General features: G+C 73.1%; 11 protein-coding genes. 5 read left to right on the forward strand and 6 right to left on the reverse strand.

Going from position 1 to position 13,091, the window contains the following annotated elements; all coding sequences use genetic code 11:
- Positions 1-52: 52 nt before the first annotated feature.
- Together AB4Z02_RS11065 and guaB are read right to left on the reverse strand one after the other, a co-directional pair.
- Positions 53-1,174: a GuaB3 family IMP dehydrogenase-related protein gene (locus tag AB4Z02_RS11065; RefSeq protein WP_056882348.1), complete on the reverse strand. Its 1,122-nt coding sequence runs from the start codon at positions 1,172-1,174 to the stop codon at positions 53-55.
- Positions 1,175-1,431: 257 nt separating this feature from the next.
- Positions 1,432-2,988: an IMP dehydrogenase gene (gene guaB, locus AB4Z02_RS11070; RefSeq protein WP_056882347.1), complete on the reverse strand. Its 1,557-nt coding sequence runs from the start codon at positions 2,986-2,988 to the stop codon at positions 1,432-1,434.
- 143 nt (positions 2,989-3,131) lie between these two features.
- Here guaB and AB4Z02_RS11075 point away from each other — a divergent pair, with 143 nt between their 5' ends.
- Positions 3,132-3,434, forward strand: a complete 303-nt coding sequence (locus AB4Z02_RS11075; protein WP_441970978.1) for a WhiB family transcriptional regulator — start codon at positions 3,132-3,134, stop codon at positions 3,432-3,434.
- A 19-nt stretch (positions 3,435-3,453) separates the two neighbouring features.
- Positions 3,454-3,678 (forward strand): RNA-binding S4 domain-containing protein, encoded by a 225-nt coding sequence (locus AB4Z02_RS11080; protein ID WP_441970979.1) that lies wholly within the window; start codon positions 3,454-3,456, stop codon positions 3,676-3,678.
- Positions 3,679-3,758: 80 nt separating this feature from the next.
- Here the strand turns inward: AB4Z02_RS11080 and AB4Z02_RS11085 are convergent, their stop codons facing one another.
- The 3 genes from AB4Z02_RS11085 to groES form a co-directional block, all read right to left on the reverse strand.
- A complete protein-coding gene (locus AB4Z02_RS11085; RefSeq protein WP_441970980.1) occupies positions 3,759-5,288 on the reverse strand; it encodes a hypothetical protein in 1,530 nt (509 codons plus the stop codon).
- Between the two features lie 294 nt (positions 5,289-5,582).
- Positions 5,583-7,199, reverse strand: a complete 1,617-nt coding sequence (gene groL, locus AB4Z02_RS11090) for a chaperonin GroEL (protein ID WP_056882343.1) — start codon at positions 7,197-7,199, stop codon at positions 5,583-5,585.
- A 101-nt stretch (positions 7,200-7,300) separates the two neighbouring features.
- Positions 7,301-7,594, reverse strand: a complete 294-nt coding sequence (groES, locus tag AB4Z02_RS11095) for a co-chaperone GroES (RefSeq protein WP_056882342.1) — start codon at positions 7,592-7,594, stop codon at positions 7,301-7,303.
- A 281-nt stretch (positions 7,595-7,875) separates the two neighbouring features.
- On the opposite strand from groES, the gene AB4Z02_RS11100 reads away from it, so the two are divergent.
- The 3 genes from AB4Z02_RS11100 to AB4Z02_RS11110 all read left to right on the forward strand — a co-directional run bounded on the left by AB4Z02_RS11100 (position 7,876) and on the right by AB4Z02_RS11110 (position 11,259).
- Positions 7,876-8,697 carry a GNAT family N-acetyltransferase gene (locus tag AB4Z02_RS11100; protein ID WP_056882341.1) on the forward strand — a complete coding sequence of 274 codons (822 nt, stop codon included), beginning with the start codon at positions 7,876-7,878 and terminating at the stop codon, positions 8,695-8,697.
- A gap of 140 nt (positions 8,698-8,837) precedes the next feature.
- Positions 8,838-9,935 carry a DUF6299 family protein gene (locus AB4Z02_RS11105; protein WP_441970982.1) on the forward strand — a complete coding sequence of 366 codons (1,098 nt, stop codon included), beginning with the start codon at positions 8,838-8,840 and terminating at the stop codon, positions 9,933-9,935.
- Positions 9,936-10,026: 91 nt separating this feature from the next.
- On the forward strand, positions 10,027-11,259 hold the full coding sequence (locus tag AB4Z02_RS11110; protein ID WP_441970983.1) for a THUMP-like domain-containing protein: 1,233 nt from the start codon (positions 10,027-10,029) through the stop codon (positions 11,257-11,259).
- A 132-nt stretch (positions 11,260-11,391) separates the two neighbouring features.
- On the opposite strand, the gene AB4Z02_RS11115 is transcribed toward AB4Z02_RS11110, so the two are convergent.
- Positions 11,392-12,882, reverse strand: a complete 1,491-nt coding sequence (locus AB4Z02_RS11115; RefSeq protein WP_441970984.1) for an alkaline phosphatase PhoX — start codon at positions 12,880-12,882, stop codon at positions 11,392-11,394.
- Positions 12,883-13,091: the final 209 nt, after the last annotated feature.

Raw genomic sequence — 13,091 nt, forward strand, 5'->3', positions numbered from 1 at the left:
AGGGGCAGCGTAGGTCGGCGCCCCCGTCATTACCAGTAGTAAGTTAGGTGAGTCAGGTCGCCTGGTAGGGCGCGACGACGACCTCGACGCGCTGGAACTCCTTGACGTCGGAGTAGCCGGTCGTGGCCATCGCCCGGCGCAGGGCGCCGACGAGGTTGGTGGTGCCGTCGGCCCGCTTGCCCGGCCCGAAGAGGATCTGCTCGAGCGGCGCGACCGCGCCGACCTCGACCCGCGAGCCGCGCGGCAGCTCCTGGTGGTGGGCCTCGGGGCCCCAGTGCAGGCCCCGGCCGGGCGCGTCGGTGGCGCGGGCGAGCGCCGCCCCGAGCATCACGGCGTCGGCACCGCACGCGACGGCCTTGACGATGTCGCCGCTGTCGCCCATGCCGCCGTCGGCGATGACGTGCACGTAGCGGCCGCCGGACTCGTCGAGGTAGTCGCGGCGCGCGGCGGCGACGTCGGCGATGGCGCTGGCCATCGGGGCGTGGATGCCGAGGGTGCGCCGGGTGGTGTGCGCCGCTCCCCCGCCGAACCCGACGAGGACGCCTGCGGCACCGGTGCGCATGAGGTGCAGCGCGGCCGTGTACGACGCGGCGCCGCCGACGATGACGGGGACGTCGAGCTCGTAGATGAAGCGCTTGAGGTTGAGCGGCTCCGCGCGGCCGGAGACGTGCTCGGCGCTGACCGTGGTGCCGCGGATGACGAACAGGTCGACACCGGCGTCGACGACGTGCTTCCAGAACTGCTGCGTGCGCTGCGGGCTCAGGGCACCGGCGACCGTGACGCCGGCCTCACGGACCTGGCGCAGCCGCTCGACGATGAGCTCGGGCTGGATCTCGGGGGCGTAGATCTCCTGCATCCGCGCGGTCGCCGTCGCCGGGTCGAGCGTGGCGATCTCCGCGAGCTGCGGGGTGGGGTCCTCGTAGCGGGTCCACAGGCCCTCGAGGTCGAGCACCGGCAGGCCGCCGAGGCGCCCGAACGCGATGGCCGACTCCGGCGACATGACCGAGTCCATCGGCGCCGCGATGACCGGGATGTCGAAGTGGTAGGCGTCGATCTGCCAGCCGACCGAGACCTCCTCGGGGTCGCGGGTGCGACGCGAGGGGACGACGGCGATGTCGTCGAAGGAGTAGGCCCGGCGGCCGCGCTTGCCTCGGCCGATCTCGATCTCAGTCACCGCGCAAGGCTATCGGTCCGGCCGCGGGCGCCGCGACGCCCCGTCGACGGGTGAGGGGGGCGACCGCCGACGGGGCGTCTGGGGATCGTCGCTCCCCACCGAGGGCACGGCGCGACGACATCTGTGTGGACCATCCCCTGCTGCGACTCTGCTTGGGTCGTGCCGTCAGCCTAGGGTCCGCCTCGCTCCGGGCGGCTCACCCAGATTGCGTATCCCGGACTGGTACCGACTCTCGACGCCGCTGCGCCGTCGGTCGGTCAGCGGCTGCCGTAGTTGGGCGCCTCGACGGTCATCTGGATGTCGTGCGGGTGGCTCTCCTTGAGGCCCGCCGAGGTGATGCGGACGAACTTGCCCCGGGTCTGCAGCTCCGGGACGGTGTTGGCCCCGACGTAGAACATGGACTGCGCGAGGCCGCCCACGAGCTGGTGGACGACGTTGCCGAGCGGGCCGCGGTAGGCGACCTGGCCCTCGATGCCCTCCGGGACGATCTTGTCGTCGCTGGCGACATCGGCCTGGAAGTAGCGGTCCTTGGAGTAGGACTTCTTTCCGCGAGAGGCCATCGCGCCGAGCGAGCCCATGCCGCGGTAGGACTTGAACTGCTTGCCGTTGACGAAGATGAGGTCGCCGGGTGACTCCTCGCAGCCGGCCAGCAGCGACCCGAGCATGACGGTGTCGGCGCCGGCCACCAGGGCCTTGGCGATGTCGCCGGAGTACTGCAGGCCACCGTCGCCGATGACCGGCACCCCGGCCCGGCGGCACGCCAGCGACGCGTCGTGGATCGCGGTCACCTGCGGCACACCGACGCCGGCGACGACGCGGGTGGTGCAGATGGAGCCCGGGCCCACCCCGACCTTGACGCCGTCAGCCCCTGCGTCGACGAGGGCCTGGGCCCCGGCGCGGGTGGCGACGTTGCCGCCGATGACCTGCACGTGGCGGGTGGCCGGGTCGGCCTTGAGCCGGCGGATCATGTCGAGCAGGAGACGGGCGTGGCCGTTCGCGGTGTCGGCGACGAGGACGTCGACGCCGGCCTCGACGAGCGTGGTCGCGCGCTCCCACGCGTCGCCGAAGAACCCGATGGCCGCGCCGACGAGCAGGCGCCCGTGGTCGTCCTTGCTCGCGTGGGGGAACTGCTCGGACTTCACGAAGTCCTTGACGGTGATGAGGCCGGCGAGGCGTCCCTGGTCGTCGACGAGCGGCAGGCGCTCGCGCTTGTGCTGGCGCAGCAGCGCCGTCGCGTCGTCGCGCGAGATACCGACGCCGCCGGTGACCAGCGGCATGGGGGTCATGACGTCGCGCACCCGGGTGCCCGCCCACTCCGCAACGGGGGTGAAGCGCAGGTCGCGGTTGGTGATCATGCCGATCAGGGTGTTGTCGGGCGCCACGACCGGCAGGCCGGAGACGCGGTACTCGCCGCAGATGCGGTCGAGCTCCTCGAGAGTGGCGTCGGGGCCGATGGTGATGGGGTTGCTGATCATCCCCGTCTGGGTCCGCTTCACGAGGTCGACCTGGTAGGCCTGGTCCTCGATCGAGAGGTTGCGGTGCAGCACGCCGAGGCCGCCCTGGCGGGCCATGGCGATCGCCATCCGCGACTCGGTCACGGTGTCCATCGCGGCCGACACCAACGGGATCCGCAATGAGATCTCGCGCGTGAGCCTGGCCGTCGTGTCGACGTCGGAGGGGATGACGTCGGTCTCACCGGGCAGCAGGAGGACGTCGTCGTAGGTGAGGCCGAGCTTGCCGAACGGGTCGTGCTCCTCGACCTCGGCCGGCTGCTCGGCGAGGGCGGGGAGGCGGTCGTCAAACCCAAGGCTCATTGCCCAATCGTAAGGCAGCCGCCGAGGCCGCCCAGAACGTGGCCTGCGCTTGAACAAGTCCATACCGCGCGTTGGTATCGGTGCAGGTCAGCGCCGGTAGCGTCGCGGACGAGCGGCACGGTGCCGCAGGAGCGGGGACGGACATGGCCGAGCTGTCGCGACTTCCTGGACCCGTCGCAGACCTGTGGCACTGGCAGCTCGAGGGCTCCTGCCGCCGGGTCAACCCCGACGTCTTCTTCCATCCCGAGGGTGAGCGCGGGCCCGCCCGCCGGTCGCGTGACGCAGAGGCCAAGGAGGTCTGCCTCGCCTGCCCCGTGCTGCGCCAGTGCCGCGAACACGCCCTGCGGGTGCGGGAGCCGTACGGCGTGTGGGGCGCCATGACCGAGGACGAGCGCGAGGCCCACTACGCCGGTCGCGGCCCCGACACCGTGCCGGCCGCCAGCTGACGCTCCGTAGACTCGCCGGGTGAGCGCCGAGCACGAGGTCCCCATCCGCGACGAGTCCATCCGGCTCGGCCAGCTGCTCAAGCTCGCCGGCGTCGTCGACGACGGCGCGATGGCGCGCTCGGTGATCGAGCTCGGAGAGGTCACGGTCGACGGTGCCGTGGAGGTACGGCGCGGAGCCCAGGTCCGCCCCGGGCAGACCGTCACCTTCGCCGACCAGGTGATCAGGGTCGTCGCCGGCGGCTGAGGACCCACGGTGGTCCGGATCTCGCTGGTCGACCGTCGCTGGTCGGCCGTCGCTGGTTGGCGCTCGCTCCTCGACCTGTCCTAGTTGGCCACGAGGAGGGCGCGCAGCATGCTCGTCGTCTCCCGGCTGACCGGCCAGGTGTCGCGCGCGTGCCCGTCGACCGCGAACTCGCGGGCGCAGCCGCTCGTGAGCTCGACGACACGTCCGCTGCTGGTGCGCGCCCGCAGCGCGTAGGTCCAGGGGCCGCCGGCGCAGGCCAGGCGCGGGCCGCGCCGCGACCCGCTCGCCGCGAGGTCGGCGTTGAGCTGGGCCAGGGCGGGCGCACCGAGCACCGCCCCCCGCACGGCACGGAAGCTGGGCGGCGTCGCGGCCTGGAGCTGGACGGCCGGGTGCAGGCAGGCGGTCGCCGAGGCCAGCACGGTGCCCTTGGCCAGGCCCGCGACGGCGCTGGTCGTGGGAGCTGACGGGGCGCGACCCCTCGGGGCGCTGGGGGTGCCGAGCGTCGAGGGGCAGCCGAGGAACCCGTCCGCCTCGACGGCGGGCCCGGCGCCCTGCTCGGCGAGCGCCCAGTAGTAGTGGGCCAGGGCCGGCCACCCGTTGCAGGCCAGCCCCTCGTTGGCCCACGTCGTGAGGCTGCCGTCGGCACTGCGCAGGAGCACCCGGAAGGCAGGGCCCTCGGGCAGGGCTGGGCACGGGCCAGGCGCGCCCCGCGGGTCGAGCACGAGGGCGTCGAGCGCCTGCGGCGCGGTCACCGGTTCGTCGGGCGGCAGGGAGTTCTCCCACACCGAGCCCTCGTCGGTCTGGGCGCAGACCAGGACCGCGACGTACCGCGTGTGCAACGGGACCGCGCTGGCCGCGGGTGGTGAGGGCGGCGGCGCGTTGGTACGACAGGACAAAGGCTCCAACGTCTGCGGGGGAGGCGACGGTATCACGTCGCCCCCACCGCCACGGGGTCCGACGAGCCCCACGACCACGGCCACGACCGCCAGGCCCGCGAGCAAGGCGACCCAGTCGCGCACGGCTCGCCATGACGTGGCCCGACGCGGCGGTCGCGCCAGCAGCGCGTCGACCGGGGGGTCGGCGGGGACGAGCGCGTCCAGCAGGTCGGCCACGCGGTCCTCCCTGACGTGGAGGCGGTGCGCGAGGGCGGACACGGCGTGCTCCCTGAGCCGCCGCACGTCCCCGGTCGCCGCGTCGAGCGCCTGCGCGACCTGGGTGTCCCCGAGCCCGTCGAGGACCGCGAGGGCGACGACGACCCGCTGCTGGCGCGGCAGCTCGTCGAGGGCGTGCCACACGTCCGCCGACCGCAGACCCGAGCCGGTCGGTGGTCGTGGGGTGCGCGACGAGGTCGGCAGCGCGTCGGGGCGTCGGCGACGCGACCGGTGCAGGTAAGTGGTGACGAGGGCGCGGCGCAGCTCGGCGTCGTACGACCCCGCTCCGCGGGCCACGAGCTGCGACCACTGCGGGTAGGCCGCGTCGAGCGTCGCGCGGGCCAGCCCCTCCGCGCCCCGCTCGTCACCCGTGAGGAGCCAGGCTGTCCGCAGCAGGTCGCTCCCCCGGGCGATGACGTACTCGTCGAAGCCCGGCGCCTCGGCCCACTGTCGCGCCACGACCACCTCGCTCTGCCGGACGACCACCCCAGCGTCGCACCGGCATCACCGCGGGCGCCATACCGGTCGTGCCGCCGGGGCGACACACGCCGGATCAGTCACCAATCGCCCTCGTGACCGCCCACCAGGGGCGGTTCGGGACAGATCCGGCGCGAATGGACCTGGACCGCGGCGCGGCGCCACCGCGCGGTAGCGGCGTCCAAGCACGCGACGAAGGCCCGCCCCCGGTGTGGGGACGGGCCTTCGCGAGGTACGGCGCGGACGAACCGCACTCAGCCCCGGCTGGGCGTGAGGTCAGTGACCGTGGCCGTGGCCGTGGCCGCCGACGGCCTCCGGCTCCTCTTCCTTCTTCTCCACGACGAGCGTGTCGGTGGTCAGGACCATCGACGCGATCGAGGCGGCGTTGCGCAGGGCGGAGCGGGTGACCTTGACCGGGTCGATGACGCCGGCCTTGATCAGGTTGACGTACTCGCCGGTCGCCGCGTTGAGGCCGTTGCCGGGCTCGAGCTCGGAGACCTTGGAGACGGCGACGTAGCCCTCGAGGCCGGCGTTCTCGGCGATCCAGCGCAGCGGCTCGGCCGCGGCCTTCTTGACGATCAGCGAGCCGGTCGCCTCGTCGCCCTCGAGGCCGAGGTCGTCGATGACGGAGGCAGCGTGGACGAGGGCGGAGCCGCCGCCGGCGACGATGCCCTCCTCGATGGCCGCGCGGGTCGCCGAGATGGCGTCCTCGATGCGGTGCTTCTTCTCCTTGAGCTCCACCTCGGTGTGGGCACCGACCTTGATGACGCAGACGCCACCGGCGAGCTTGGCGAGGCGCTCCTGGAGCTTCTCGCGGTCCCAGTCGGAGTCGGTACGCTCGATCTCGGCCTTGATCTGGTTGACCCGGCCGGTGACGTCGTCGGTCGAGCCGGCGCCGTCGATGATCGTGGTGGTGTCCTTGGTGACGACGATGCGGCGGGCCTGGCCCAGCACGTCGAGGTCGGCCTGGTCGAGCTTGAGCCCGACCTCCTCGGAGATGACCTGGCCGCCGGTGAGGGTGGCCATGTCCTGCAGCATCGCCTTGCGGCGGTCGCCGAAGCCGGGGGCCTTGACGGCCACGACGTTGAACGTGCCGCGGATCTTGTTGACCACCAGGGTCGACAGCGCCTCGCCGTCGATGTCCTCGGCGATGATCAGCAGCGGCTTGCCGCTCTTGACGACCTTCTCCAGCACCGGGAGGACGTCGGCGATGGCCGAGATCTTGCCCTGGTTGATGAGGATGTAGGCGTCCTCGACGACAGCCTCCATGCGCTCGGCGTCGGAGATGAAGTAGGGCGAAATGTAGCCCTTGTCGAACTGCATGCCCTCGGTGAACTCGAGCTCGGTCGTCGCGGTCGAGGACTCCTCGACGGTGATGACGCCGTCCTTGCCGACCTTGTCGAACGCGTCGGCGATGGTGGAGCCGATGACCTGGTCCTGCGCGGACAGCGCGGCGACCTGGGCGATCTCGTCCTTGCCCTCGATCTCGCGGGCGGTCGCGAGCAGGCGCTCGGAGACGGCCTCGACGGCCTGGTCGATGCCGCGCTTGAGCCCGGCCGGAGCAGCACCCGCGGCAACATTGCGCAGGCCCTCCTTGACCATGGCCTGGGCGAGCACGGTGGCGGTGGTGGTGCCGTCGCCGGCGACGTCGTTGGTCTTGGTCGCGACCTCCTTGGCGAGCTGGGCGCCGAGGTTCTCGTACGGGTCCTCGAGCTCCACCTCTCGGGCGATGGTCACGCCGTCGTTGGTGATCGTGGGGGCGCCCCACTTCTTGTCGATGACGACGTTGCGGCCCTTGGGGCCGAGCGTCACCTTGACCGCGTTCGCGAGCGCGTCGACACCACGCTCGAGCGACTTGCGAGCGGAGTCGTTGAACTCCAGCGTCTTAGCCATGAAAGTCCTTCTCTAGCAGCGAAAATCAGGGAACGAAGGCAACGTGCCCTGTATGCCGACCAGTCGGCATACAGGGCACGTCACTCATCAGGTGCGAATGCTCAGCCGACGATGGCGAGGACGTCGCGCGCGGAGAGGATGAGGTACTCCTCGCCGCCGTGCTTGATCTCGGTGCCGCCGTACTTGCTGTAGATGACCCGGTCGCCGACGGTGACGTCGAGCGGGACACGGTTGCCGTTGTCGTCGATGCGGCCGGGACCGATCGCGAGGACCTCGCCCTCCTGGGGCTTCTCCTTCGCGGTGTCCGGGATGACGAGACCGGACGCAGTGGTCTGCTCGGCCTCGACGGACTTGACGACGATGCGGTCTTCGAGCGGCTTGATGGAAACCGACACGATGAGGACCTCCCCTTCGGGAATGTCGGAGTGACAGGTGGATGGTGCGGGTACTGCCGGGTGGTGCCGAGTGCTTGCCGTCCGGTCGCCGTCGCGGGGGTCGACCGGGTGGCTCGTTAGCACTCGACGAACCTGAGTGCCAACGGCAAATCTAGAGACGGAGTTGGCACTCGGTCAACTCGAGTGCCAACGGTTCCCGCCATGTTCGCCGAGGGCGGATGCGGCGGCCGTCGGCGAAACCCGATTGCCACGGGACCACGCACCCCGGCAGGGTCGTCGCCGTGACCGATGCCGCCAGCGCCGCCGCCCTGCTCCACGCCTACGACTCCCAGCTGAGGGAGGAGGCGGAGGTGCCGTCCGCGGTCGTGGTCGACCGGCTCGGCCCGCTGGTCCTGGCCACCTTCCTCGGCGGTCGCGGCTTCATCAGCTACCGCAGCCTTGACGTCGACGGCCGGCCGGCGGACGAGGCCTCGGTGCGTGAGCTCGTCCGCGGCGCGCTGGCCCACTACGAGGCGCTGCCGGACATCGTCCGGGTCGAGTGGAAGACCCGCGGCCACGACCACGCGCCGGGCCTGCACGAGGCGCTCGTCGACCACGGGTTCGTGCCGGACGAACCGGAGTCGGTCATGGTCGGCGACGCGCACCTGCTCGCCGGCGACGTCGACCTGCCGGACGGCGTGCGGGTGCGACAGGTCACCGACGAGGCCGACGTCCGCGCGATGCTGAGGATGCAGGCGGAGGTCTTCGGCGACTCCCCCGAGCGCGAGGCGGAGATGGCCGAGCAGATCCTGCACCGGCTGCGGACCCGGGACGACATGGAGATGTGGGTCGCGGAGGCGGATGACGAGGTCGTCAGCGCCGGGCGGCTCGAGCCGGTCGCGGGCACCGAGTTCGCCGGGCTCTGGGGCGGCGCCACGCTGCCGCAGTGGCGCGGCAGAGGCATCTACCGCGCGCTGACGGCCGCTCGCGCCCGTTCGGCCCTCGCCCACGGCAAGCGCTACCTCAACAGCGACTCGACCGAGTTCTCCCGCCCCATCCTCGAGCGGGCCGGGCTGGTCAAGGTCTCCACCACCACGCCGTACGAGTGGAAGCGCCCCGCGTGACCTGTCACGCGTGACCTGCCCCGCCTGGCCTGGACCCTCCGGCGGACCTGCGTGATCGCGCGACAACCTCGCGACGACGGCACGCGTCTGGAGGGGTGAGGGCTCACCGGGAGCCCTCACCAGCTTCCGGGGGGAACTTGATGAAGTCGACACACGCCGCCATCGCTCTCGCGTCCGCGGTGGCCCTCTTGCCGGTCGCCGGTGCCGCGGCCAGCACCGGCCAGGCACCACCGACCACTGCGCCGGCCCCTGCATCCAGCGCCCCTGCCGACCGTCCCCCGGCCGCCCTGACGGTGGCTGCAGGCACCACGGACGCCACGGCGACCCGCAGCGCGCCTGTCGCCGTCACCACCTCGCGCGCCACGTCCACGACCGGCACCGCGTCTGCTGCGCACCCCCGGGCCGTGACCACCAGGCCGCGAGCCCTGCCGAGCCACGCCGCAAGCGCCGCTCCCCGGACGGTGTCGACCCCGTCGCCCGCCGCCACGACCCGGAGCACGCCCACCGGGCACCCGGCCCCCTCCGCACCCCGTCCACGCAACGACTCCTACCGCGGGGCCACGGTGGTGGCCGACCTGCCGACGACGCTGCGGGAGGGTGTGGCGGCAGCGAGCCTGGACCGGCTGGAGACCGGGCTCGCCCAGGACTGCGGGCTCCCGACGGCCGACCGTGCGGTGTGGTTCCGCTACGACGACCCGGACGGCGCGGGGTTCGTCGTCGACGCGTCGGCCTCTGACCACCCCGTCGCGATCGCGCTCCTGTCGGACCCCAAGGCGAACGTACTCATGGGGTGCAGCGGCGGGCCGGTCCTGACCGCCTCGCCCGGACCCACCGGCCCGTTCTGGGTCGCCGTCCTCTCCGACACCGCCCAGGGCGCCACGACCGTGTCGGTCACGTTCCGGGCCCCGGCAACGGCACCGGCTGCGCAGGCGACCCTCGACCCGACCGGGACGGTCGCGAGCGACGGGAAGGTGGCCCTCAGCGGCCGATACTCCTGCGCGGCGGGCGCCACCGGGGCGATCGGCGGCGGGCTCATCCAGGGCACCACCTCCGGGATCGCCACCCCGGTCGACCTCACCTGCGACGGGACGACGCACACCTGGCACCTCGTCGTCTCCGGTCCGACCGCGTTCGCGGTCGGCTCCGGTGAGGCGGCGGTGGACCTGAGCGCCTGCTCGGGCACGGCCTGCTCGCACCCGCGCGCGAGCGGGACGGTCACCCTCTCCACCCAGGGCTGAGCCACCACCGCACACCCGCACCCGAGGCGCCCGCGCACCCCACCCGACCGGCCCACGGACCGGCCGGTCGGGATACGCCAGAATGCTCGCCATGGACCTCCCCCTGCTCCGCCGGCTCACGACCGGTGAGGGGTGGGGGCTGCTGCAGTCCCTTCCGCCCTACGACGAGTCGCGGGCCCTCGGCCTCCAGCAGCGGCTGCGCGATGCCGGGTTCGAGCCCGACCTCGTCGCCGCCGCCCTCAACCAGGCCCGGCTGCGGGCGCGGGCGACCGCGAAGTTCGGCGAGTTCGCCCAGGGCATGCTCTTCACCTCCGACGGGCTCGAGCAGGCGACCCGGCTCAACGTCGCCGCGCAGCACGCGCAGCGCTTCCGGGCCGCGGACATCCACACCGTGCACGACCTCGGGTGTGGCATCGGCGCCGACGCCATGGCCATGGCCGGCCTCGACCTGCGGGTGCGGGCCGTCGACGCCGACGAGGTGACCGCCGCGATCGCGGGCGTCAACCTCCGCCACTGGCCCGAGTCCTCGGCCCAGCAGGGGCTGGCCGAGGAGTTCACGCCGCCTGCGGGCGAGGGTGCCCGGGGCGTCGGCGCCTGGCTGGACCCGGCGCGGCGCACCCCCGGGGTCGCCGACGTCAGCGGACGCACGCGCCGGCTCTTCCGGCTCGACGAGATGTCACCCTCGTGGGACACGGTGCAGGCGCTCGCCCGCGACCTGCCTGCGACCGGGGCGAAGCTGAGCCCGGCCTTCCCCCACGCGGCCCTCCCCACCGGCGCAGAGGCGCAGTGGACCTCGGTCGACGGCGAGGTCGTCGAGTGCGCCGTGTGGTTCGGGCCGCTGGCCCGCACGCCGGGGCGCACCGCGGTGCTGCTGCACGAGGGCGCGTCGCCGGTCCACGTCACCGAGCACGACGGCGACTCCACGGCGCCCACCCTGGTCAACCTCGCCGACGTCGGGCCGTGGCTCTACGAGCCCGACCGCGCGGTGCTGCGTGCAGGCCTCGTACCAGCCCTCACCGCGGCCACCGACGGGGCGGAGCTCGACACCGGGGTCGGCTACGTCGGGTCCTTCCGCTCCGTCGACGTCCCCTACGCGCGCCGGTATGCCGTCGTCGAGGCGATGCCCTTCAACGTCAAGGCCCTGCGCGGCTGGCTGCGCGACCACGGCATCGACCGCCTCACCATCAAGAAGCGCGGCGTCAGCATCGACGCCGACCTCCTGCGCCGCCAGCTGCGCCTGCCCGCGAAGGGGCACACCGAGGCCGTCATCGTCCTGACCCGGGTGCGCAGCAACCAGGTCGTCCTCGTCGTGCGCCCCAGCTGACAGCACGACACGGCGCGGCACAACGCGGCCGGCCGCGACTCTCCCCCGAGGTCGCGGCCGGCCGGTGTCGGTCACGGGCTCGACGACGGCGCCAGGGGCGGCGCGCGTCGGTCACCGTGGCCGGGAAGGGCCTCAGCCCAGGTAGGTGCGCCAGGGGCCGTTGATCGCGAAGACGTGCCCGGGCTCCTGGACGTTGCCGAACAGCACGCGCCCGTCGGGCGAGAAGCACGGTCCCGTCATCTCGCTGTAGACCGGGACGCCGGCCGCCGTGCGCTCCTGGACGATGAGGTTGCGCGCGATCGCCTGGGCGCCGGTCTCGCGGCTCCACGAGAGCAGGTGGTTGGCGGTGTTGCCGTCCTCGGACAGGACCAGGCTGCCGTAGGGCGAGACGTGGCAGCCGTCGGGGCCGTCGAAGGCCAGGTCGAGGCTGCGGCCCAGACCCGTCTCCGGGTCCAGCGTCTCGCTGTGCAGGAGCGGGTTGTACGGGTAGTAGGCGACCAGCGTGAGCGTCGAGGTGGCGTACTCGTAGTACCAGAGCTGTCCGTCGTGCGGCGTCGCGTCGGCGGGCAGGTCACCGGCCGCGAAGGCGAAGCTGGCCACGAAGTACATGCCGCGGCGGTCACCCCACGCGCCCTCGAGCTTCTTGGAGTGGGTGACGGCACCGTCGGCGAACTGCTTGCGCAGGGAGGTGTCGCGCGCGTGGCGGTCGGGCACCCGTACCCAGCGGGTCGCGAAGGGACGGCCGATCTGGCCCGCGGTCACGTAGGCGAGGTCCGGGAGGATGCCGCCGTCGGGACCCACCACGGCGAGCGCCTCGAGCGTGCCGTCGTCCGGGCCGAGGTGGTCGGCGATGCCGGCGCGGAGCTTGTAGCCCGCGGGTGCCGTCCAGCGGTAGAGCAGGCCGGTCGGCTTGCTGGCGTCCTCGGTCAGGTAGACCCGCTGGCGGCTCGGCTCGACGACGACGGCCTCGTGGGGCGCACGGCCCCAGGCGGCGATGGGCCGCGGCACCTGGTCGGTCGGGGCGCCGGCGAACACCTCGAAGACGTAACCGTGGTCCTTCTCGAGGCCACCGGTGCCGGCCTTGGCCTCGGTCTCCTCGCAGGTGAGCCAGCTGCCCCACGGCGTCGGGCCGCCGGCGCAGTTGCTGATGGTGCCCGACAGGCCGACCCACTCCGAGACGCGAGCGCCCTGGCGGGTGGTCTCGATGACGGTGCACCCGCCGCCGAGCGCGCCGCGGTCGTAGACCGTGCCCTCGACGAACGGCACCGGGGCGGCGCTGCCCGGCGACGCCTCGTGGTTCTGCACCAGCCGGTAGCCGCGCGGGCCGGCCACGACGAGCGTGCCGTCGGGTCGCTCGGGGGTGGCGCCGACGACCTTGCCGGTGCCGTCGTGCACCTCGGTGCTGCCGGACACTGCGACGGGGGTGGCGGAGAAGCCACGGGGCAGCGCCAGCAGGTCACCCTCGGTGTGGGTGAGCGGCGGGAAGAGCCGGGTCCGCGAGCCACCGTGGGCGGGCGTGGCCGGGGCTGCGAGGGCGGCGGCCGGCTGCAGGGCGCCGGCGACGACGAGGCCGGCGCCGGTGGCGGCGCCGGAGGTCAGGAGGGAACGACGGGACAGGGGCATGCGCAGGTCCGTTCTCGAGCAGGAAGGGTGCGCCACGGGGCGCAGCAGCCCCATCCGACCGGCTCCGGGTGAACTCCACGCGAACTCGCGGCGAGGGTTCGCCGTCGAGCGGTCGACTACAGGGCCGGGTCGGGCTGGGCGCCGTGGTGGCGGACCGCAGCCGCCCCCGCCGCCGCTGCCCGGCGCACGGCCTCAGCCCGGTCCGCGCC

Origin of the sequence: Pedococcus sp. 2YAF34, from assembly GCF_052114585.1 — a bacterium.
Lineage (GTDB): Bacteria > Actinomycetota > Actinomycetes > Actinomycetales > Dermatophilaceae > Pedococcus.

Excerpts from the sequence above, each read along its gene's own strand:
- groL (WP_056882343.1), bottom strand. The coding sequence starts at position 7,199 with ATGGCTAAGACGCTGGAGTTCAACGACTCCGCTCGCAAGTCGCTCGAG.
- AB4Z02_RS11075 (WP_441970978.1), top strand. The coding sequence starts at position 3,132 with ATGGCCGAGCTGTCGCGACTTCCTGGACCCGTCGCAGACCTGTGGCAC.
- AB4Z02_RS11115 (WP_441970984.1), bottom strand. The coding sequence starts at position 12,882 with ATGCCCCTGTCCCGTCGTTCCCTCCTGACCTCCGGCGCCGCCACCGGC.
- AB4Z02_RS11105 (WP_441970982.1), top strand. The coding sequence starts at position 8,838 with ATGAAGTCGACACACGCCGCCATCGCTCTCGCGTCCGCGGTGGCCCTC.
- AB4Z02_RS11110 (WP_441970983.1), top strand. The coding sequence starts at position 10,027 with ATGGACCTCCCCCTGCTCCGCCGGCTCACGACCGGTGAGGGGTGGGGG.
- guaB (WP_056882347.1), bottom strand. The coding sequence starts at position 2,988 with ATGAGCCTTGGGTTTGACGACCGCCTCCCCGCCCTCGCCGAGCAGCCG.